The sequence below is a fragment of the Mycobacterium sp. 852002-51057_SCH5723018 genome (genome assembly GCF_001667035.1).
GTDB lineage: Bacteria > Actinomycetota > Actinomycetes > Mycobacteriales > Mycobacteriaceae > Mycobacterium.
Genome location: NZ_LZIR01000004.1, coordinates 83848 through 104230 on the forward strand (window position 1 = coordinate 83848; position 20383 = coordinate 104230).

A 20383-nucleotide genomic window follows, 5' to 3' on the forward strand; every position below is an offset into this window, starting at 1 on the left:
CACCTGATGGCGACCGCACCCGAGACGTTCTCGGCCCAGGGGACAGGTGGCGTACGCATCGTCGCCGATCGCCAGGGCGATCCCCAGGCGCGCGCGGTGGTGTTCTTGCACGGCGGCGGGCAGACCCGCCGGTCCTGGGCCAAGGCCGCCGCCGCCGTCGCCAAGCGGGGGTGGCAGGCCGTGACGATCGATCTGCGCGGCCACGGAGAATCCGATTGGTCAACCGAGGGCGACTATCGTGTCGTCAGCTTCGCCCGCGACGTCCAACAGGTGCTCCGCACGCTGCCCCCGCAACCCGTGCTGGTCGGCGCGTCGCTGGGCGGATTCACCTCGATGCTGCTCGCCGGCGAGTTGGCGCCAAGCATTGCCAGCGCCGTCGTCTTGGTCGACATCGTGCCGAACATGGAGCAGTCCGGGGCCAATCGGATCCATGCCTTCATGTCCGACCGGGTCGAATCGGGGTTCGGCTCGCTGGAAGAGGTCGCCGACGCGATCGCCGAGTACAACCCGCACCGGCCCCGCCCCACCGACCTGGAGGGCCTGACCACCAACCTGCGCCGCCGCGGGGATCGCTGGTACTGGCATTGGGATCCCCAATTCATCAGCGGCACAGCGGCATTCCCGCCGTTTGAGGTCACCGACCCCGATCGCATGCACGCCGCCGTCGAGGCGATCCTGCGCAGCGGTGTGCCGATGCTGTTGATCCGGGGCCAGATGAGCGACCTGGTCAGCCAGGAGCGCGCCGACGAATTTCTCGCGCGCTTCCCCCAGGTCGAGTTCACCGACGTGCGCGGCGCGGGCCACATGGTCGCCGGCGACCGCAACGACGTCTTCGCCAGGGCGGTCCTGGATTTCCTGGCCCGGCACGTCGACGGCGGATGACGCGCATGTCGGCCCGTCGATTGCGTAACTGACTCTCGGCCTGCGGCACACACCGCGGCAGGCGCCCCGAACCGCCCGCCCCGCGCTGTTAACATGCTGCCCTACACAAGAACGAGGGGGCGGCGTGGCCGTGCGCTGGGTGCGAGGGTTGGGGCTATTTGGCGCGGCGGTGATGGCCGCGACCGCATTGGCGTTCCCGGTGCGGGCCGATCCGGGGGTCGCACCGGGCATCAAGGTCGAGGACGAAAGCAGCTCGTGCACAGCGGGTTTCGCCGCCCAAGGCAACGACGGTGGCTACTACCTGATGACCAGCGGGCACTGCGACGCCCACGACGGGTCGCAATGGACCTACGGTGACAATCTCCCGCTGGGGAAGATCACCGCCAGCGAGCACGAGGGCGACAAGAGGGACGCGGCGATCATCCTCCTCGATCCGAGCGTCGGTGCGCCCGCCGGTGACGTCGGGGGCAGGTATGCGGTCCGAGATGTGCTGAGCGCCACGCAGATTCAGGTTGGCATGCCGTTCTGCAAGATCGGTGCGGTCACCGGCGAAACCTGCGGTGTGGTCAAAGACGTCGCAGGCGACGTCGTCGAAGCCAGCGTCTTCAGCCTCAACGGCGACAGCGGCAGTCCCGGTTTCGTGAAGAACCCCGACGGCACCGTGAGCGCGGTCGGTCTATTGATGTCATCGCCCGACGGTGACGACAACACCACGTACTTCGCGCTGGTGAGCCCACTGCTGGGCAGGTGGGGTCTGCACCTCCTGCCGTGAGGTCGGCCGGCAAACAGAGGCACTTCGCCGGTCTGAGAACAGACGTTTGCGGGTTGCCGCATCGGGTATTTGCGTCAGCGGCGTTGTAAGCGTCCGCCCCTGAGGGCCGGTCTGGGGTCCGCTACGTTGACGAGGCCAAGATGAACAGGCAGCGCGACACCAGCGACACGAAGGAGAGCGGTAGTGCAGCGTGGAATCGTGGTCGGCATAGCGGGAGTGGCCGTCATGGCCGCAGCGTGTGCCGGCTGTTCCAGCAACAAATCCAACACCGGCGCCTCGAGCTCGGCGCCACCACCGGCCGGCCCTCAGGTCATCGTTGACGGGCAGGCGCAGAACGTCACCGGTCAGGTGACCTGCAATGCGGCCAACGGCAACACCACCATCGGCATCGGCGACGCGACAGCCGGCGTCGGCGCCGTGGTCAGCAATGACAACCCGCCCATCGTGCATTCCGTCGGACTGGGCAGCGTCAACGGCGTGACGCTGGGTTTCTCCGACGCCGCTCCGAACCAGGGCAGCAACGCGGGGGCCGCGGTCAACGGCAAGTCCTACGCGATCAAGGGCACGGCGACCGGGGTCGATATGAGCAACCCGAACCAGCCGCAAACGGTGACCAAGCCATTCGAGCTGGACGTGACCTGCCCCTAGCGCGGGCGATCCATACCCAGAAGGGACGCAGCTATGTCTATGAAACGCATCGTCAGCGCCACGGTGGTCGCGGCGGGCCTCAGCTTCTCCGCACTGACGCTGAGCCCGGTGTCCGCCAACTCCGCTCCGCTGGATCCCCCACCCCCCTGCCCCAACTGCCACGGCGGTGGCGGTGGCGGCGGCGGCAATCCGGGCGGTCCCGGTGGCGCGCCGGGCGGTGGGTCGCAGGCCCCGCAAACCGCTCCGCAGACCCACGAGCCGGCTCCGCAGACCCACGAGCCTGCCACGCAGAGCACGCAGCCACCGGCCACGCAGAGCACACAGCCGCCGGCGACGCAGAGCACGCAGCCCCCGGCCACCCAGAGCACGCAGCCGTCGTGGACGCGGGGCAGCGAGCCGCCGAGGACCGAAACCACCCAGCCGGGCGCGCAGACCACGCCGCCGAGCGGGCAATCCACCGCGCCGGCGAACGGGCAAACCACGCCGCCGTCCAGCCCCGGGGCGCGCCCGGCCCTTGCTGCGCCGAGCACACAGCCGCCGCACCCGGCGTACGTTCCGCGCCGAGACGTCGTCACTGCTAGCGCGCAAGTAGGTGGGCCAACGGCTCCGGGCCCCGGGGGGGCGAAGGTCGAATTCGTCCTCGCGGATCGCGGAGCGCCACCTCCTCCCCGGGAGCGTGGATTCGGCTGGAACGACGGACCGCCACCGCACCACCCGCCGCCCGGCTGGTATGGCCCGCCCCCGCCGGGCGGTTGGGACGGCCCGCCGCCTCCCGGTGGCTGGAACCGGCCGTGGGGCGACAGGCCGGACCGCGACTGGGATCGCGGTCGGTATGACTACGGCCCCTTCAACTACGACACCTTCACCGTCTTCCCGGTCTTCAACTGGATGTACGGGGGCTGGGGCTACTGGTTCTTCGGTGTCTGGGTTCCGCTGTACTGATTGACGGCCCTTTGTGAAAGCCGCCCCGGCACGCGCCGGGGCGGCTTTCACCAACCGAGGTCAGGATGAACGCATGGACACGAGGGAAGAACGGTTCGTCCGGCTCGGTCGCGACGGTGGCCTGGTCACCATCGAGCTGATCAACTCCAAATCGCTGAACATCGTCGGCACCGGCGCCATCGAGGAGCTCACCGAGGCGTTCCGCGCCGTCGGGAATGACGGCGACGTGCGGGTCGTCGTGTTGCGCGGGGCCGGCGACAGGGCCTTCATCGGGGGCGCCGACATCAACGAAATGGTCACCCTCGACCGGTCCAGCGGCGAAGCGTTCATCCGCCGGCTCGCAGCTTTTTGCGAGGCGATTCGCCAATGCCCCGCGCCCGTCATCGCCCGGCTCGCGGGTTACTGCCTCGGCGGCGGCCTGGAGGTCGCGATGTGCTGCGACCTGCGGATCGCCGAGTCCGGCGCTACATTCGGCATGCCGGAGGTGGCCGTCGGCATCCCCTCGGTAATCCATTCGGCCTTGATGCCCGCGCTGATCGGCGCCTCGCACGCGGCCTGGCTGCTACTGACCGGCGAGACGATCGACGCCGACACCGCCGCCACCTGGGGTCTGGTGCACGAGGTCGTTGCCCTAGACGCGCTCGACGCGCGCATCAACGAGCTCACGACGAGACTCTCCGGATTCGGCCCGCACGCCGTCCGCCAACAAAAGCGCCTCCTCAACAGGTGGTTCGACATGACAGTTCACGGTGCGATCGAAGACAGTGTCGAGCAGTTCGGCCTGGCGTTTTTGACCGGCGAGCCCCAGCAGCACATGCGGGCGTTCCTCGCCCGGAAGAAAGGCAGCTGATAGCGCCGGTTTACTGCGGGTGGGCCGTCAGGTACTCCCCGACCGGGATGGGGGAGTAGGCGGCGTAACCGATCGGCAGCAGCACGTCGCCGGCGGTCGTGTAGTAGTAGACGTCCCACCGGTAGTAGTCGGGGAACGCGGCGGGATCGCCGGCAAGCACCGCGGCGTACTGGCTGACGGCCTGCACGTATTGGTGCGAGTGGTTGTACTGGTAAATGGCGTGATCACGGTCGCCGGCAAAGCCGTTCGCGGCGAGGTAGCGGCCCGCCGCCATGATGCTGTCGCGCGGCGAGCGGATGTCGCCGCCCTGGCCGTAGGTCGCGAACGTCGACGGCAAGAACTGCATCGGTCCGTCGGCGCCGGCGGTGCTCAGGCCGACGATGCTGCCGAAGTGCGTCTCGACCAGGTTGATCGCTGCCAGGTAGTTCCACCCGACACCGGACTCCGACTCCGCCGCGTGGTAGTCGCCCATCAGCTCGTCGGCCGGCACCGGAGGGTCAATGCGCCAGGCGGGCAGCGTGTCCTTCGCCTGTGCCATCGCGTTCAGCTGCCGGCGGGCGTCGACGTTGCGGTCGTAAAAGTCGAGCAGCTCCGCCGGGATTCGCGGTCGCGTCACCGCATCCCAGTCGGGGTGGTGCCCGATTGCCCGGTAGGCCGCCTGCTGGCGGTGCGCGGCCGCCGCCAGGGCGGGTTCGGCCGTCGACGGGTCACGCAGCGCGCGCTCGTCGGCGACGAGGTCGTCGGCCAGCTGTACCGGATCCGTGGCCAGCTGGGGCTGCGCCCCTCGGGGCAGGTTCGGCGCGGCGGGCGCCGGAGCCTGAATCGACGCCGCCGGTGTGGCGGTCGCCGTCGAGTGGGTGCATCCGGCGAGGGCCAGCACCACCGCGCCGAAAAGCAGCGAGGTAGTGGCGACTACAGGGTTACGGCTCACTTCGAAACCTAGATTTCTCTCGATCCACGCTTCTTTTTCCGGTGTTGGCTCCATCATGGAGTACGCCATAGCACCGGGGGTAGGGGATGTCACTTGTGCTCGTAGCGCCGGACCTGTTGGAGACGGCCGCAGCGGACGTAGCGGAGATCGGTTCGGCGGTTACGGCCGGCAATCTCGCCGCGGCAATTCCGACGACCGAGCTGGCGGCGGCGGGCGCCGACGAGGTGTCGGCGGCCATCGCGGCGCTGTTCGGCGCCCACGCTCAGGAGTACCAGGCGGGCGCCGCGCGGGCGGCGACGTATTACGGGCAGTTCGTGCGCACCCTGGGTGCGGCGGCGGCCGCGTACGCGGACACGGAGGCCGCGATCGCCGGGACGCTGCAAGGGGCGCTCGGTGCGGCCGAAGCGCCCGCCCAGGCAGCTACGAGTCCGCTGCTCACCGAGATCGAGACGTTCGCCGCCGCCCCGCTGCACGCGATCAACCAAGCCTGGATCGCCAGCACGCTCGGCCGCGCCCTCGACCCGATCATCAATCCGCCCACCGGCGGCAACGGGCGGTCGATCGTGATCGATTTCGTCCGGCACGGGCAGTCGATCGGCAACGCGGCCAACCTGATCGACACGGCCGTGCCCGGGTTGCCGCTGACCCCGCTGGGCCAGCAGCAGGCGCTGGCCGTCGGCGGCGCGCTCCAGGGTCAGGGCCCGTTTGCCGGAATATTCGCGTCGCAGTTGATCAGGGTGCAGCAGACCGCCGCGCCGCTCGCGACGGCGCTGGGGATGCAGGTGCCGCAGCTGGCCGGGCTCAACGAGGTCAACGCCGGCATCTTCGATGGGGCACCGCAGATCAGCCCGCAGGGCCTGCTGTATCTGGTGGCCCCGGTGGCGTGGACGCTCGGGTTCCCCCTCGTGCCGATGCTGGCCCCGGGCACCGCCCACATCAACGGCGTGGTGTTCGACCAGGGCTTCACCAGCGCGCTGCAAACGATGTACAGCAGCGCCATGGCGAACCCGGTCGTCGCAGGAAACGGTCAGATCACCGACGTGGCATTCTCCAGCGAATTCGCGATCGAGGTCGGGACGCTGATGAACGTCAACAACCCCAATCCCCTTCTGATGCTGACTCATCCGCTGCCCAACACCGGGACCGTCGTCGTGCAGGGCAGTCCCCAGGGCGGCTGGACAATGGTCAGCTGGGACGGGATTCCCGTCGGGCCCGCGACGTTGCCGACCAAGCTCTTCGTCGACGTGCGTGACCTGATCACCGCCCCGCAATTTGCGGCCTGGAACAGTTGGGCGGCGCTGGGCACCGGCGATCCGACGACGATCGTCGACGCGGTTGGTGGCGGTGTCGGCGAGGTCGCCGCGGCGACGGTCCACTTCCCCATTGCGGTGACCCGGGACCTGATCCACGCCATCGAAAACACCAGCGTCACCGGGCTTTCCACCGAACTGACCGGCCTGCTGCCCTGACGGCGCACGCCGTCATTTCAGTTGGCTGGTGACGGTCCCGGTGGAGGCCCGGCGGGGTCCCCCGGGGGCGGGCTATCGGGCAGGCCATCGGGCGGCGGTGACTGACGTGAGCAGTCGGGTGTGAAGATCCACACACCCCCGGTGCGCGTCCAATTGATCTCGCATCCCACCGGCACCACTTTCGGTGAGCCAGCTGATGCAATCGGAAGCGCCAACATCGCGGCAACCACCGCCGGACAGACGAGATCGGCGACGAACTTCACGCGAGCCCGCCCGTCGACCGCCGAAGCACCGATCGCATGATCGGTTCGGCCAATTGTGTTCCCTCCCCGAGGAAGCTGATCTGCCGAGTCTGAATTAAGTCGCGACTGGCCGCAACTTGTTGTCAGCGCGGCCGCTGAGTACCGAGACTTGTGACAACGTCGTCGCAGCATCAGACTGCTCATATGCGCGACCGCGACACGATCGACTCCGAATTGCGGCGCATCGCTTCCGCGCGTCGATCGATTCGCGAGCGGGGTGGACAGCCGTCGTACGGGCAGGCCGACGCCCTGCTCGATGAGCGCCTGGGGCACCGCGCGGAGGCCGCCGAAAGCGGGCCCGTTAAAGCGAGTGAGCACGGCGTCGTCGCCAGGCCGCGGCGCCGCAAGGGGTCGCTGCTCCGCTTCGGTCCCCTCGCGGTGCCGCCGCTGTCCCTGTTGGCCGTGGCCGCCGTATTGGTGGTGATGTTCGCTGCCCACCACCCAGATCCGGCGGCGCAACCGACGGTGGTCCCACCGTCGACCGCGCGACCCAGCCCGGCCGCGCCGAAGGCACCCGTTCCGCCGGTTGACATCGTCGACGTGGCGTTCGTCGCCGCGCTGACGCACGACGGTGTGCCGGTGCCCAGCCAGGAGTACGTGACGACGCACGGGCATGCGGTCTGCGACTTCCTCGCGCGCCAAGCCAATCTCGCGGAGGCCGTCCGCTTCGTGCAGGGATCGACGATCTGGGATGCCGATCAAAGCGCCAACTTCACCGCCGGCGCCGTCGTGTCGTACTGCCCTCAGTACGAAACCGCCGCCGCGAGTCCGGGCGAGATACAGCCGGGCTTTCAAGACGCGCTCTCCGACCTGCAGGCCGTCCAGGGAGATCTGCAACGCATCCAAGGAGATCTGCAGGGCATCCGCGACGGCCTACCAGCCATCCCGGGCCGCCAGTAGTGTCAGCGGCGGCGCATCCAGATGACGATGCCGACGACGGTCGCCAGGACCGCCGGGACCATGACACGACGTAATACCAGCGGATTGGTCGACCGGGCGGCGGCGTTCTCCAAATGCGTTGACTCTTCGGTGTTTTGGGCCGGAGGATCGTTCGGTTGTTGGCTCATCGGCTGCGCCACCGTACGTTGGGGTGGGCCTCGATGAGCGTCCGACTCCGGCGGGCGCGCAGCCGCTGCTGCGGGCGGTGATGATCCTCGATTCGTCGAAGCCGTGCTCGGAGATACAGCTGCCGGTTCGGTGACCGATTCGGAGGCCGAGGGCTGCCGCCGCTCGCGCTCGCGCCCCCGCCGCCGGCGCGGCACCCAGGCTTCGTCTCCTAATTCGTCGGGAATGAGCCACATCAGCAGCGCGAGGTTGACCACCGCCAGCACTCCGTGCAGCACGATGTCGGCGGCGTGGAATCCCATTGGCGTCGGCTTTTCGCGTGCTGTGGCGACACTGCTGAAAAACAACAACATCAGGTAGGCCACCGAACTGAACGCGGTAACGGTCACCGCCGCGCGGCGATTGACGACAGCCGCAATGCCCACCACGCCGAACGCCAGCAGCATCGCGCTGTGTGCCGGAGTCGATGCCAGGCCGAAAACTGGGGCGCCGGTGGGCCCGGCATGTGGATGCACGGCCGCCGAGACCAGCCCGGCGATGCCAAAGGCGCTCACCAGCGCTCCCTCGGCCAACAGGAACCAACGCCCGCTGCGGAAGCGCTCCGGGTCCGTGCGGATCCTGCGCAACCCAGACGTCAACCCGGGAACGTGCCCGGCCGTCACCGGCATCGTGCGACCTCCCGTCTGAACAGCAAGTCTTGGGATATCGGCTACCCGCTACGGCCGGTACTACTCCAGCGATCTTTGCCGCCGGCCGGGCCAATACCCACGAGAGCGTTTCGATCCGGCCGGCTTGGTTGCTTGCCCGCTTGGGTATATGCAGTGAGGTCGGCGGACGCCGAGACTGTGTGGTTCCGGATGGAGGCATCATGTTGCACAGCGTTGTCCTTGCGGCGACACAACAGCCCGAGGCCGCAGGCCTCATCCTCAGGGGGATCAAAGGCATCTTCGTCGCGATCGGAAGCATCATTGCCGCCATCGTGTGCGCCGTAATCGCCGGCATGAAGGGCCGCAGCGCCATTCTCTGGGGCATTCTCGGATTGTTCTTCTCGATCCTGACGCTGATCGTCGTAATCGTCATTCCATCGAAGAAGTCGTGATCATCCAACGGACTCATTTACGGCGGCTCCGGGCTTGCCTTGCGGAGGAGCGTTGCGACGCAGGTGGATTCGGCACGTTGCCGGACCACTGAAGATCCTCGTTTACCAACCCCATTCGTCATCGTCCAAGACATCTACGGTGAGGGAGTTGTCGGCAGGCCCTTTCGTACCGTAGAGGAAGGTGAGCAGTGTTCGGTCCTCGTCGAGGGCCTCGGTCGCTACGACGGTTGCGTGCCCGGTCTTCATGCGGATCCTGTCTCCGGGCTTCAATTCGTCAACACGCCTAAGTGGCACGCTCAACCATCAACGCCAGTGAAACTGCTAATGCCGCAGCTAACTCCTTGTCGGCGCGCGCTCTCATGGATGTGATGATTCGCCGGGCTGCCACCTCAGCGCAACCCAGCACGAGCAGGGGCCCGCAGATGACTTTGGGACGGGCGCCGGAGAGTGTCGGCGCCTCGCATATCAGCGGAGCCCCCTGTCAGGATTGAGCTGACGACCGCTCGCTTACAAGATCGCTCAGCATGATGACCCTGGACGTGTACGCAGACTTGTTCGATTCCGATCTTGATGCGGTGGCCGACCGGTTCGACACACTGCACCGCCGACCCTCGGCGGGGAGAGGAAGGTTAGCTATGGCTGATCGACATGACGCCATTCGCGCAGAGGAGATCCAGCGGGGTGACACCATCGAGTTCCCTTCCAGCCACCCGGACGTGAAATGGTACGTCGAAGAGGACAGAGCATCGAAGCCCCCTTGCGACCAGCCGGGCGTGCTGTGGTACGTCGAGGAGCTAGGGGACTCTATGCTTGGCAGCCCGTTGGGCGATCTTTACAAATTCACCGTGAAGGAGGTCGGGGCGGGAGCCGAAGTCGACGTCCAGATCAGGGGCCATGTTCCCGTCCGCCGCTACCAGCGAAACCAAGGATGAAATTGTGCTCACAATGTGCTCACGGCGTGCTGAATGGCATACATATCCGACGCGAAAAGCGGCTCTACCAGCGCAAAGGTCGCTCAACAACTCGAGCCCCCTGTCAGGATTGAACTGACGACCGCTCGCTTACAAGGCGAGTGCTCTACCACTGAGCTAAGGAGGCCGGGTAAATCAAGCTGCCAGCCTAACCGGTCACTCTTCGCTTTCGATGATGCGCGTAGAGCGCACGGTCCGCGACGACGGACGCCGGCCGGCGCGGCGTCCCGGCAGCGGAATGCGGTCGGCGATGTTGCTCAGCGGGTTGACCACCATCGTCAGCGCCATGACGGCATCCTGCAGGGTGGCGATGGCCGGCTCCAGCGCTTCCATTCCCGGTGTCAGCCGGGCCAGGGTGTCGGCGACGTCGGTGAGCTGATCCAGCGGACCGTGCTTGGCGGTCAGCTTGTCGATCAGCCCACCCTCCGCCAGCAGCCGCTCGGCCAGCCCGTCCTCGGATAGCACACGGTCGATCAAGCCGTCTTCGGCGAGCAGCTGGTCGGCCAGCCCGCCGGGCTGCAGCGCGCGCTGCAACCCGCCGCCCTCGGCGGTCAGGCGGTCGAGCAAACCGCCCTCCGACGTCAGCAGGTCAACCACCCCACCCGGGCGCAGCAAGCGATCCAACGGCCCGTCGGGCGCCACGGCGCGTCCCAGCGGGGCGTCGTCATCCATCAGCCGGGCCAATCGGTTGGCGCGCACGATCGCCTCGTCGATGCCGAACATGGAAGCCACCGCGCTCGTGCCGGAGCCCGCTTCGACCTCATTGACCGCACGCTTCGCCACCCCCACCGCCGCGGAAGCGACGCTCAGGCTCGCGTCGGCGGCGGCCAGCCCGACACGTGCGGGAGCGGTCGCAAGCGCGACGATGCCTTTGGCGAAGTCCATGTCAACAGAGTCTATGCACGACGCGCCCCGGGTGAGCCGGGACCGTTCCAAGCTGACGCAAAGATTCTTGGCAGACTGTTAGCAGACGACTGGCATCGAGCTTTCAGGAATCACACAATAATCGGAAAGGCGTCCCCAACTAGGGGTTCAAACAAAGGACAGAAGTGACCTCATGACAGCGGCTACCCCCAGCGAAACCAAACCGGAGGCTCGTGTCCTCGTGGTCGACGACGAGGTCAACATCGTCGAACTGCTTTCCGTCAGCCTGAAGTTCCAGGGGTTTGAGGTCTACACCGCAACCAATGGCGCCCAGGCCCTCGATCGCGCGCGCGACGCCCGCCCCGACGCGGTGATCCTCGACGTGATGATGCCGGGGATGGACGGCTTCGGGGTGCTGCGCCGGCTGCGCGCCGACGGCATCGACGCCCCCGCGCTGTTCCTGACGGCCCGCGACTCCTTGCAGGACAAGATCGCCGGCCTGACGCTGGGCGGCGACGACTACGTCACCAAGCCGTTCAGCCTGGAGGAGGTCGTCGCCCGGCTGCGCGTCATCCTGCGGCGCGCCGGCAAGGGCGGGGCCGAACCCCGCAACGCCCGCCTGACGTTCGCCGACATCGAACTCGACGAAGAAACCCACGAGGTGTGGAAGGCCGGCGAACCGGTGTCGCTGTCACCCACCGAGTTCACGTTGCTGCGCTACTTCGTGATCAACGCGGGCACCGTGCTGAGCAAACCGAAGATCCTCGACCATGTCTGGCGCTACGACTTCGGGGGCGACGTCAACGTCGTCGAGTCCTACGTGTCGTATCTGCGACGCAAGATCGACACCGGCGAAAAGCGGCTGCTGCACACGCTCCGCGGGGTGGGCTATGTGCTGCGGGAGCCGCGCTGAGCAGGCGTTTCCGGCAGGGCAGCGAGAATACGGGGATGGCGATACAGGTTCGACGCGGATTACCACTGCGGGTGGGTCTGGTGGCGGCCACCCTGCTGTTGGTGGCCTGCGGTCTGGCGGTCTCGGGTGTCGCCGTCACCTCGATCCTGCGGCACGTCCTGGTGAGCCGCATCGACCAGACGCTGCTGGAAGCCTCGCGCAGCTGGGCGCAGGCCCCGCGGCGGCAATCGGCGCCGCCCTACGAGGGCCCGGACCCCGGCCGCCCGCCGTCGAAGTTCTACGTGCGCGGCGTCGGCACCGACGGCACCCCGCTCACAGCCATAAACGATCGCAACGCCGAACCGGCGCTGCCGCCCGACAACGACGTGGGCCCCAACCCGACGACGCTGCCCTCGGTCAACGGCTCCGACATCCTGTGGCGGGCGGTGTCGGTGCGCGGCCCGCACGGCCTGACCACCGTCGCGATCGACCTGTCGGACGTCCAGCACACCGTCAGCTCCCTGGTGTGGCTGGAGATCGGCATCGGGGTGGTGGTGCTGGTCGTGGTCGGCATCGCCAGCTTCGCGGTGGTGCATCGCAGCCTGCGGCCGCTGACCGAGGTCGAACAGACTGCCGCGGCCATCGCCTCCGGCCAGCTGGATCGCCGCGTTCCCGAGCGTGATCCGCGCACCGAGGTGGGCCGGCTTTCGTTGGCGCTCAACGGAATGCTGACCCAGATCCAGCAGGCGCTGGCGTCGTCGGAGTCGTCGGCCGAGAAGGCCCGCGGTTCCGAGGAGCGGATGCGGCGGTTCATCACCGACGCCAGCCACGAACTGCGCACCCCGCTGACCACCATCCGCGGCTTCGCCGAACTGTATCGCCAGGGCGCCGCCCGCGACGTGGCCATGCTGCTGAACCGGATCGAGAGCGAAGCCAGCCGGATGGGCCTGCTGGTGGACGACCTGCTGTTGCTGGCGCGGCTGGATGTCCAACGGCCGCTGGAACACAACCGGGTGGACCTGCTGGCGCTGGCCAGCGACGCCGTGCACGACGCCCAGGCAATCGACCCCGGGCGCACCACCACGATGGAAGTGCTCGACGGCCCGGGCACCCCGGAGGTGCTCGGCGACGAACCGCGGATCCGGCAGGTGCTGAGCAACCTGGTCGCCAACGCCCTGCAGCACACCCCGCCCAGCGCCGACGTCGTCGTCCGGGTCGGCACCGAAGGCGACGACGCGGTGCTCGAGGTGGCCGACAAGGGTCCCGGCATGAGCCAGCAGGACGCGTCGCGGGTGTTCGAGCGGTTCTATCGGACCGATTCGTCGCGGGCGCGGGCCAGCGGCGGCACCGGGCTGGGGCTGTCCATCGTCGACTCGTTGGTGCGTGCGCACGGCGGCGTTGTCTGCGTGACGACAGCGCCGGGCGAGGGCTGCTGTTTCCGGGTCACGCTGCCCCGCGTGAGCGACGTGCCCGCGGCCGTTTAGCCGGTCAGTTGCTCCAGCGCCGCCTTAATCTTGGCCTGCGCCTGGTCCAGGGAATCCGGTGACGGATTGCGGTCGACGTTGGCGAAGCCGAAGTCGCTCAGGCTACGGGTGGGGAAGACGTGCACGTGCAGGTGCGGCACTTCCAGCCCGGCGATGATCATCCCGGCACGTTCGGTCCTGAACGCCTTGCACACGGCCTTGCCGATCAGCTGGCTGACCGCCATGACGCGGGCGAACACCGCGCCGTCGACGTCCTGCCACTGATCGATCTCGGCGCGCGGCACCACCAGCGTGTGCCCTTCGGTCATCGGCTCGATCGTCAGGAACGCGACGATGTCGTCGTCCTCGTAGACGAAGCGGCCGGGAAGTTCACGGTTGATGATCTTGGTGAAGATCGACGCCATGGCCCCAGCATATGTGCGGCGAAATTGCCGCCACGGCTGTGGTCGCCGTCCACACCACGACCGTGACGGCAATCTCGGCGATGAGTTCGACGGGTGGTGATGGTCAATCCTGGCAAGGATCCACAACGCGGATAGATGCTCAGGAGATTTCGCCATGTCACAGGTGCGCGTGCACAACCTCTCGGTTTCCCTCGACGGCTTCGCCACCGGTAGTGGCCAAAGCCTGGACGCGCCGTTCGGGCATGCCGGGCATCGGTTGCACGAGTGGTTTTTCGCGACGCGCGCCTTCCACGCGATGCACGGCGAGCCGGGCGGCACTACCGGCATCGACGACGCCATGGCCAGCAAGTGGGGGCCGGGAATCGGCGCCGAGATCATGGGACGCAACAAGTTTGGGCCGCAGCGCGGCCCATGGACTGGCCAAGACGGTGGCGAGGAATGGAAGGGCTGGTGGGGCGCCGACCCGCCATTTCATACCCCGGTCTTCGTGCTCACCCACCATCCCCGACCTTCGATCGAGATGGCAGGTGGCACCACTTTCCACTTCATCGACGCCAGTCCCGAGGAAGCCCTTCAACTGGCCCGAAAAGCCGCGGGAGATCTAGACATTCGCCTCGGCGGGGGACCTTCGTCCATCCGCCAATTCCTCGCCGCCGACCTCGTCGACCAACTGCACGTCGTGCTGGTGCCCATCATCCTGGGGCGCGGGGAATCACTGTGGGAGCGGCTGGAAGGGCTCGAGCGGCGATTCGGGGTGGAGTCGGTGAGCAGTCCCAGCGGCGTCACGCACCTGACTTTTACGCGCCGCTAGGAAAATCGCTGCCGGCCGATGGCCGCCTCACTCCTCCTTGCCGAACTTCATCGCGTCCAGGTTCCAGTAGCCGCGCATGTTGGTGATCAGCCCGGCGTCGTTGACCTTGTAGGTGAACACCCCGCGCACCTCGCTGGTGAACCCGCCCTCAAACCTGCTGCGCAGCACTAGGATATGGGCGATCTCGTTGGGCGAGCTCGACGGGAACGTCTCCTCGCAGGTGATGGTCAGCTGGTTGGCCGCGATGTTGTTGTCATAGAACGCGGCGACGCCCTCCTTGCCGCGGACCCCCATGCCGTCGGGGTTGGTGACGGACTTGCCGATCGGGTCCTCGACGACGACGTCGTCGGCCAACAGCGCCAGCCAGCCCTCCCGGTCGTGGGCCTGCACGCACCGCCACGAATTCTGCGACGCGGCGAGCGCGGGTGAGGCCTGAGATGCCTGGGATTCTGCGGTGTCGGTCATTATTCTTCTCCTGTCTCTAGATCGCGCACGCGGCGCGCGCGCCCTCCTCGGTGGCTTTGCGGATGAGGCCAAGGCCGCTGCAGTCGCCGGCGGCGTGCACCTCGGCGCCGGGCATGACGGCGACGAGCGCGTCGAACAGGGTGGTGTCGGGTTGGACCGTTCCGGCGATGACGACGCTGTCGGCGGCAAGCCCGCGGGTGGCGCCATGGGCGGGGGTGAACACCACCGCCTCGGTTGTGATCCGTTCGACGACGGCCCGCACATGCACGGTGACGCCGAGCCGGTCCAGGCGGTCCATGTGCTCGGTCTTGCGTTTGTTGCCCACTTCGGGGGCAATGTCCTTGCCGGCCTCGAGGATCGACACCAGCCGGCCCCGGCTGGCGAGGAACTCGGCGAGCTCGAGGGCGACCAGGTCGCCGCCGATGATGGCGACGCGCCGGCCGATCGGCATCCAGGCGCGGGTGGCCAGCCGCACCGCGGCGGGGCGCACCAGCCGCTGCCTCCAGCCGGCCAGCAGCGAAGCGCCCAGCCGCTGCCAGGCCGGGTCGCTGGATTCGGCGTGACCGCCGAGCAACTCGCGCAGCCCGGGCCCGGTATGCACGTGCGGCAGGTCGTCGCCCGCAATGGTGGGCACCGCGACGTGGCCACCGGTCGCCACCACCACCGCGTCGGGCGCGGCCCGGACCATGTCGTCGGCCGAAACGCGTTGGCCCAAGACAACTTCCACCGCGCTCAGCCGGATCTCGTCGCGCAGGTAGCGCAGGAACGGCTGGTTTTCGGGATGCAGCACCGACGCCCAGCGCAGCGCCCCCCAATTGGCCGCTGCGCTCGAACAACGTGACGCGGTGGCCGCGCTCGCTGGCCACCCGAGCGGCCTCCAGCCCGGCCGGCCCGCCACCGATCACCACGACGCGCTTGGCACGGTCGGCCGGCGGCGCGGCCAGTTCGCGCTCCTTGCCGGTGCGGGGATTGACGGCGCAGTCGACGGAGAAGCGTTGCTCCATTGCGTCGATGCAGTTTTCGCACGAGATGCACTTGCGGATCCGGTGCGCCTGCCCGGACCGCAGTTTGCGCGGGAGCTGCGGGTCGGCCAGCAGCGGACGCCCCATCGCGACGAAATCGGCGCGCCCGTCGGCCAGGATCCGTTCGGCCGCAACCGGGTCGTGGATCCGGCCGACGGCGATCACCGGTACGTCGACCACCTGCTTGACCGCCGCCGCCGCGCCGACGTTGACCTCCTCGCCGTCGTCGGCGCCGTTGACCATGCCGGTGACGAGCCGGTCGATGACCCCGCCGCTGACGTGGAACGCGTTCACGCCGGCGGCCACCAATTGTGGTGCTAGCAGCGCGGTCTCGTAGATCGGCCGCCCTCCCGCTACGCGCTCGTAACCGGAGATGCGCAAGGTGATGGGCAGGTCGTCGCCCACCTCGGCGCGGATCGCGGCCAGCGCCTCCAGCAGCACCCGCACCCGGCCGCGCGGCGAGTCGCCGCGGTAGTCGTCGGTGCGCCGATTCCGTTGCGGCGCGAGGAAAGACCCGAGCAGCATGTAGCCGTGCGCGGCGTGCAACTCGATGCCGTCGTAGCCCGCCTCGGCGGCGCGGCGCGCCGCGGCCTTGAACAGATCGAGCACCTCGCACAGCTGCGGCTTGCTGATCTCGGCCGATGGTCGCCCGGTCAGATACGACGGGATCACCGACGGCCCCAGCGACGTGACCCCGAAGATCTCCGGGCCCAGGCCGTCGGGTCCTGCGTGCACGATCTGCGGCTGGACCTTGGCGCCGTGCTCGTGCACCGCCTCCACCAGCGCCCGGTGCGCGCCGACCGCGTCGTCGGTGCCCAGGTGCAGGCCGCCGGGGGTCTCGGGATGCCGATGGTCGACGCCGGTGGCGCCCACCGTGATCAGCCCCACGCCGCCCTCGGCGCGGGCGGCGAAGTAGTCGCGGGTGCGTTGCGACGGCAGCCCGTCCGGGGTGCCGTACATCGTCTCCATGGGAGACATGACCAACCGGTTGCGCACCGTCATGGCGCCGATTCGTCCCGGCGTCAACAGATTCGGGAAGCCGGCGGTCACCGGCTCACCTATGGCCGGCTACCGATCGGCGTCGGTGTACCGGATGACGCCGCGAATGTTCTTGCCCTCCAGCATGTCCTGGTAGCCGTCGTTGATCTGCTCGAGCCGGTACTGGCGGGTGATCATGTCGTCGAGGTTGAGCTTGCCGGCCTTGTACATCGACAGCAGTTGCGGGATGTCGTACTGCGGGTTACCGCCGCCGAAGATGGTGCCCTGCAGGTTCTTTTGCATCAGGGTGAGCATCGCCAGGTTCAGCGTCACGTTGGTGTCCAGCAGGCTGCCGATGGCGGTCAGCACGCAGGTGCCGCCCTTTTGGGTGATGTTGAGGTACGCGTCGACGTCGGCGCCGTGCAGCTCGCCCACGGTGACCACGACCTTGTGGGCCATCAGGCCGTAGGTGACCTCGGCGATGCCGGCCAGCGCGGCGTTGATGTCGGGGTAGACGTGGGTGGCACCGAACTTGAGCGCCTGGTCGCGCTTCCACTCGATCGGGTCGATCGCGAAGACGTAGCGGGCGCCGGCGCTGACCGCACCCTGCAGCGCCGCCATGCCGACGCCGCCGACGCCGACGATGGCGGCGTCTTGGCCCGGCCGGATGTCGGCGGTGCGGACCGCCGAACCGTAGCCGGTGGTGACGCCGCAGCCGACCAGGGCGGCCACCTCGAAGGGCACCGACGGGTCGATCTTCACCACCGAGCTGCGGTGCACGACCATGTACGGCGAGAACGTGCCCAGCAGCGTCATGGGATAGACGTTTTGGCCGCGGGACTGGATGCGGAAGGTGCCGTCGGATACCGCGGCGCCGCCGAGCAGCCCGGCGCCGAGATCACACAGGTTGCGCAGGCCCGCCTGACACGTGGGGCATGCCCCGCACGACGGAATAAAGGACAGCACCACGTGGTCGCCGGGGGCGATGTCGTCCACGCCGGGCCCGACCTCGGTGACGATCCCGGCGCCCTCGTGACCGCCGAGGACCGGGAAGCCCGCCATCGGGATGCCGCCGGTGACCAGGTGGTGGTCGGAGTGGCACATGCCCGCCGCTTCCATCTGGATCTTGACCTCATGCGCCTGCGGGTCGCCGATCTCGATCTCCTCGATCGACCACGGCTGGTTGAACTCCCAGATCAGTGCGCCTTTTGTCTTCATGAACGACCTCCATTAGCAAGCTCTGACCGAAAGTTCGGAAAGACGGCCGGTCAGGGCCCCGACGGCATTTGTAGAACGTGTTCTCGTTCGTCACACCATTATGACGTGCGTCACCGGAGTGTAGACAAGCGGGGGACCACCAACCGGTCGGGGGGATCACCAAATCGGGACGGGCGCCTTGCCGAGCGGGTAGTAGCCAGGCAGCCTTTCGCCGGCGAGGCTGCGCTCGATCCGCTTCTGCATGCCCTTGGACAGCTTGCCGGCCTTCATCAAATCCAGGTACAGCGCCTGGACGTGGCCGAAGTCGAAGAAGTCGCGCTGCCATTCGATGAGCTTGTCGGTGTTGAGCCGGAACCAGCTGCCGCCGATGCCGTAGATCTCCTGCCGGCCGCCGTCGCCGTCGACCACGACCTGCTTCCAGAAACCGACGATCTCGCCCTGGCGGTCGTCGATGAGGACCTTCTGGTACGGGTACTGCCAGTTTTCGAGGCCCTCCATCTCCAGGCCGAGCGCGATGTCGCGGATCTCGTCGATGCCCACGCACATCACGTCTTCCTTGGGCCCGATGTTCCAGCCATAGGTGGCGTCGGCGGCGTAGAAGCCGGCCAGCGGCCGCCAGTCGCCCGCCTTCTCGCAGTCCTTGTTGGCCCGCAGCCAGGATTGCACCCACTCGTCGAGTTCCTCACGCGGGAATGACGCCGGTGAATTCATGGGTCAGTCTTCTTTCTCTTTGATGGACAGTGCATGTGTCGGGCACATATCGACCGCGCGCTCCACTTCGTCGCGGGCGTCCTCTTGCGGCTCGGGGTCGACGATTTCGACCTTGCCCCGTTTGGGCACCCGGAAGTAATCGGGCGCCTCCAGTTCGCACATGGCGTGGCCCTGACACAAATCCAGATCCGCTTCGATCCTGAATCCGCCCATAGGACTTACTCCTTACGCATTGCGCTTGCGGTAGCGCACCTTGGCCGGCCGGGCAAGCTGCACGACCATCTTGGAGTGGTCGTTGTGGTAGCTGTCCGCCGGCTGCGCCATCTCGAACTCGTACTCGCGCAACAGAACCGAGAAGATCGCCTTGATCTGCATCTGGGCGAAGGCGGCCCCGACGCAGCGGTGCCGCCCCGCGCCGAACGGAATCCATGTCCACCGGTTGACGATGTCGGCCTGCTCGGGCTTGTTGTAGCGATCGGGCTTGAACGCGTCCGGGTCGGGGAAGTCCGCGGGGATTCGGTTCGAGATCGCCGGGGAGGCCGCGACGTAGTCACCGGCGTGGATGGGGAAGCCCTCGACCTCGAACTCGCCCTTGGCGACCCGCATCAGGATGATCAGCGGCGGATGCAGGCGCAGGGTTTCCTTGACCACGTTGTCCAGTTTCGGAATCGACCGCAACGCATGGAAACTCACCTCCTGGCCGTCGGCGTACAGCTCCTCGAGCTCTGCCAGCACCTCGGCGTAGACCTCGGGATGGCGGATCAACTCGATCAGCGTCCACGCCGAGGTTCCCGAGCTGGTGTGGTGCCCCGCGAACATCAGCGAGATGAACATGCCGGTGACCTCGTCGGCCGAGAAACGCGGATTACCGTCGTCATCCTTGATCGAGACCAGCACGTCGAGCATGTCGCGGTCTGCCTTGTCCTTCGGCGGATTGGCCAGCCGGTGGTTCATGATCTCCTGCACCAGCGCAACCAGCTTGACGCGGGCCTCGTCTCGGCGCTGAAAGCTCTCGATCGGCAGGTAGGGATCGACGTAGCACAGCGGGTCGGTGCCACGTTCTAGCTCGTGGTAGTACTCGGCGAACCGGTGGTCGAGCTGCTCGCGAAATTTCAGCCCGATCAGGCAGGCCGTCGAGGTGTAGATGGTCAGCTCGGAGAAGAAGTCGAGCAGCTCGATCTCGCCCTCGTCGCCCCAGTTGGCGATCATCTTCTTGACTTCGCCCTCGATGGTGGTGGCGTGGCCCTTCATCTGCTCGCCGCGCAGCGCCGAGTTGTGCAGCATCTCCTTGCGCCGCTCGGGGCTGGCGTCGAACACCACGCCCTGGCCGAAGATCGGCGTCATGAACGGGTACGCCTCGGCCTGGTCCAAATCCTCGTCCGCGGAGCGGAAGAAGAATTCGTTCGCGCCGGCGCCGGACAGCAGGATGACGTGCTTGTCGACCAGTTGGAACCAGCCGACGTCGCCGCATTCCTCGCGGACGCGCTTCATCAAACCGATTGGGTCGGTGCGGAATTCCTCGAGGTGGCCGTGCTCTTCTTCGCCACCGGAAACCCGCGGCACGATAGCTGTGGTCATCTGCTCACTCCTCCTCAGCGCGCGT

The 20383-nt window shown here is 67.5% G+C and carries 23 protein-coding genes, 1 tRNA gene and 1 pseudogene; 12 read left to right on the top strand and 13 right to left on the bottom strand.

Going from position 1 to position 20383, the window contains the following annotated elements; genetic code table 11:
• The first annotated feature begins 6 nt into the window (after nt 1–6).
• From A5764_RS01015 to A5764_RS01035, 5 genes are all read left to right on the top strand, one after another.
• Nucleotides 7–882, top strand: a complete 876-nt coding sequence (locus A5764_RS01015) for an alpha/beta fold hydrolase (RefSeq protein WP_197501159.1) — start codon at nt 7–9, stop codon at nt 880–882.
• Nucleotides 883–1006: 124 nt separating this feature from the next.
• Complete coding sequence (locus A5764_RS01020) at nt 1007–1654, top strand: S1 family peptidase (RefSeq protein ID WP_067107148.1); 648 nt, start codon at nt 1007–1009, stop codon at nt 1652–1654.
• A 183-nt stretch (nt 1655–1837) separates the two neighbouring features.
• The gene (locus A5764_RS01025) at nt 1838–2302 is read left to right on the top strand and encodes a lipoprotein LpqH (protein WP_067107151.1); all 465 of its coding nucleotides are present in this window, start codon (nt 1838–1840) and stop codon (nt 2300–2302) included.
• Nucleotides 2303–2341: 39 nt separating this feature from the next.
• The gene (locus A5764_RS01030) at nt 2342–3244 is read left to right on the top strand and encodes an MAP_0585 family protein (protein ID WP_067107154.1); all 903 of its coding nucleotides are present in this window, start codon (nt 2342–2344) and stop codon (nt 3242–3244) included.
• 73 nt (nt 3245–3317) lie between these two features.
• Nucleotides 3318–4094, top strand: coding sequence for an enoyl-CoA hydratase (locus A5764_RS01035; protein ID WP_067107581.1), 777 nt, complete (start codon nt 3318–3320; stop codon nt 4092–4094).
• Between the two features lie 10 nt (nt 4095–4104).
• Here A5764_RS01035 and A5764_RS01040 read toward each other — a convergent pair whose 3' ends face one another.
• Nucleotides 4105–5025, bottom strand: coding sequence for a lytic transglycosylase domain-containing protein (locus tag A5764_RS01040; RefSeq protein WP_231989565.1), 921 nt, complete (start codon nt 5023–5025; stop codon nt 4105–4107).
• Nucleotides 5026–5111: 86 nt separating this feature from the next.
• On the opposite strand from A5764_RS01040, the gene A5764_RS01045 reads away from it, so the two are divergent.
• Nucleotides 5112–6494, top strand: a complete 1383-nt coding sequence (locus A5764_RS01045) for a PE domain-containing protein (RefSeq protein WP_067107157.1) — start codon at nt 5112–5114, stop codon at nt 6492–6494.
• Nucleotides 6495–6940: 446 nt separating this feature from the next.
• A complete protein-coding gene (locus tag A5764_RS01055; protein WP_067107163.1) occupies nt 6941–7696 on the top strand; it encodes a DUF732 domain-containing protein in 756 nt (251 codons plus the stop codon).
• Nucleotides 7697–7698: 2 nt separating this feature from the next.
• Here the strand turns inward: A5764_RS01055 and A5764_RS01060 are convergent, their stop codons facing one another.
• Nucleotides 7699–8529 (bottom strand): DUF4383 domain-containing protein, encoded by an 831-nt coding sequence (locus A5764_RS01060; protein ID WP_067107166.1) that lies wholly within the window; start codon nt 8527–8529, stop codon nt 7699–7701.
• Nucleotides 8530–8729: 200 nt separating this feature from the next.
• Between A5764_RS01060 and A5764_RS01065 the strand changes: the two genes are divergently transcribed.
• Entirely contained in the window at nt 8730–8960 is a 231-nt protein-coding gene (locus tag A5764_RS01065; RefSeq protein ID WP_067107587.1) for a deoxyribodipyrimidine photolyase, read from the top strand.
• A 102-nt stretch (nt 8961–9062) separates the two neighbouring features.
• Here A5764_RS01065 and A5764_RS28690 read toward each other — a convergent pair whose 3' ends face one another.
• Nucleotides 9063–9206 carry a hypothetical protein gene (locus A5764_RS28690; protein ID WP_197501160.1) on the bottom strand — a complete coding sequence of 48 codons (144 nt, stop codon included), beginning with the start codon at nt 9204–9206 and terminating at the stop codon, nt 9063–9065.
• Nucleotides 9207–9484: 278 nt separating this feature from the next.
• Between A5764_RS28690 and A5764_RS01070 the strand changes: the two genes are divergently transcribed.
• Nucleotides 9485–9892 (top strand): hypothetical protein, encoded by a 408-nt coding sequence (locus A5764_RS01070; RefSeq protein WP_067107170.1) that lies wholly within the window; start codon nt 9485–9487, stop codon nt 9890–9892.
• Nucleotides 9893–9986: 94 nt separating this feature from the next.
• On the opposite strand, the gene A5764_RS01075 is transcribed toward A5764_RS01070, so the two are convergent.
• Nucleotides 9987–10058: transfer RNA gene (locus A5764_RS01075), tRNA-Thr, on the bottom strand.
• Nucleotides 10059–10087: 29 nt separating this feature from the next.
• Nucleotides 10088–10816 carry a hypothetical protein gene (locus tag A5764_RS01080; RefSeq protein ID WP_067107172.1) on the bottom strand — a complete coding sequence of 243 codons (729 nt, stop codon included), beginning with the start codon at nt 10814–10816 and terminating at the stop codon, nt 10088–10090.
• A 172-nt stretch (nt 10817–10988) separates the two neighbouring features.
• Between A5764_RS01080 and phoP the strand changes: the two genes are divergently transcribed.
• Both phoP and A5764_RS01090 read left to right on the top strand, forming a co-directional pair.
• Nucleotides 10989–11708, top strand: coding sequence for a two-component system response regulator PhoP (gene phoP, locus A5764_RS01085; RefSeq protein ID WP_067107175.1), 720 nt, complete (start codon nt 10989–10991; stop codon nt 11706–11708).
• Between the two features lie 35 nt (nt 11709–11743).
• On the top strand, nt 11744–13171 hold the full coding sequence (locus A5764_RS01090; RefSeq protein WP_067107178.1) for a cell wall metabolism sensor histidine kinase WalK: 1428 nt from the start codon (nt 11744–11746) through the stop codon (nt 13169–13171).
• On the opposite strand, the gene A5764_RS01095 is transcribed toward A5764_RS01090, so the two are convergent.
• The gene (locus tag A5764_RS01095; RefSeq protein ID WP_067107181.1) at nt 13168–13575 is read right to left on the bottom strand and encodes an HIT family protein; all 408 of its coding nucleotides are present in this window, start codon (nt 13573–13575) and stop codon (nt 13168–13170) included. The two genes, A5764_RS01090 and A5764_RS01095, sit on opposite strands and share 4 nt — an antisense overlap.
• A 154-nt stretch (nt 13576–13729) precedes the next feature.
• Here A5764_RS01095 and A5764_RS01100 point away from each other — a divergent pair, with 154 nt between their 5' ends.
• Nucleotides 13730–14386, top strand: coding sequence for a dihydrofolate reductase family protein (locus tag A5764_RS01100; protein ID WP_067107184.1), 657 nt, complete (start codon nt 13730–13732; stop codon nt 14384–14386).
• A gap of 27 nt (nt 14387–14413) precedes the next feature.
• Here A5764_RS01100 and A5764_RS01105 read toward each other — a convergent pair whose 3' ends face one another.
• The 7 genes and pseudogenes from A5764_RS01105 to A5764_RS01130 form a co-directional block, all read right to left on the bottom strand.
• Complete coding sequence (locus A5764_RS01105) at nt 14414–14851, bottom strand: ketosteroid isomerase family protein (protein WP_067107186.1); 438 nt, start codon at nt 14849–14851, stop codon at nt 14414–14416.
• Nucleotides 14852–14867: 16 nt separating this feature from the next.
• A complete protein-coding gene (locus A5764_RS29085; protein WP_255360996.1) occupies nt 14868–15641 on the bottom strand; it encodes an FAD-dependent oxidoreductase in 774 nt (257 codons plus the stop codon).
• 58 nt (nt 15642–15699) lie between these two features.
• Nucleotides 15700–16875 (bottom strand): annotated as a pseudogene (locus tag A5764_RS29090) (tRNA-dihydrouridine synthase); the annotation flags it as partial.
• A gap of 66 nt (nt 16876–16941) precedes the next feature.
• Nucleotides 16942–18069, bottom strand: a complete 1128-nt coding sequence (locus A5764_RS01115) for an NDMA-dependent alcohol dehydrogenase (RefSeq protein ID WP_067107189.1) — start codon at nt 18067–18069, stop codon at nt 16942–16944.
• 156 nt (nt 18070–18225) lie between these two features.
• Nucleotides 18226–18780: a hypothetical protein gene (locus tag A5764_RS01120; protein WP_067107192.1), complete on the bottom strand. Its 555-nt coding sequence runs from the start codon at nt 18778–18780 to the stop codon at nt 18226–18228.
• Between the two features lie 3 nt (nt 18781–18783).
• Nucleotides 18784–18993, bottom strand: a complete 210-nt coding sequence (locus A5764_RS01125) for a ferredoxin (RefSeq protein WP_067107195.1) — start codon at nt 18991–18993, stop codon at nt 18784–18786.
• Nucleotides 18994–19005: 12 nt separating this feature from the next.
• Nucleotides 19006–20358, bottom strand: a complete 1353-nt coding sequence (locus A5764_RS01130) for a cytochrome P450 (RefSeq protein WP_067107198.1) — start codon at nt 20356–20358, stop codon at nt 19006–19008.
• Nucleotides 20359–20383: the final 25 nt, after the last annotated feature.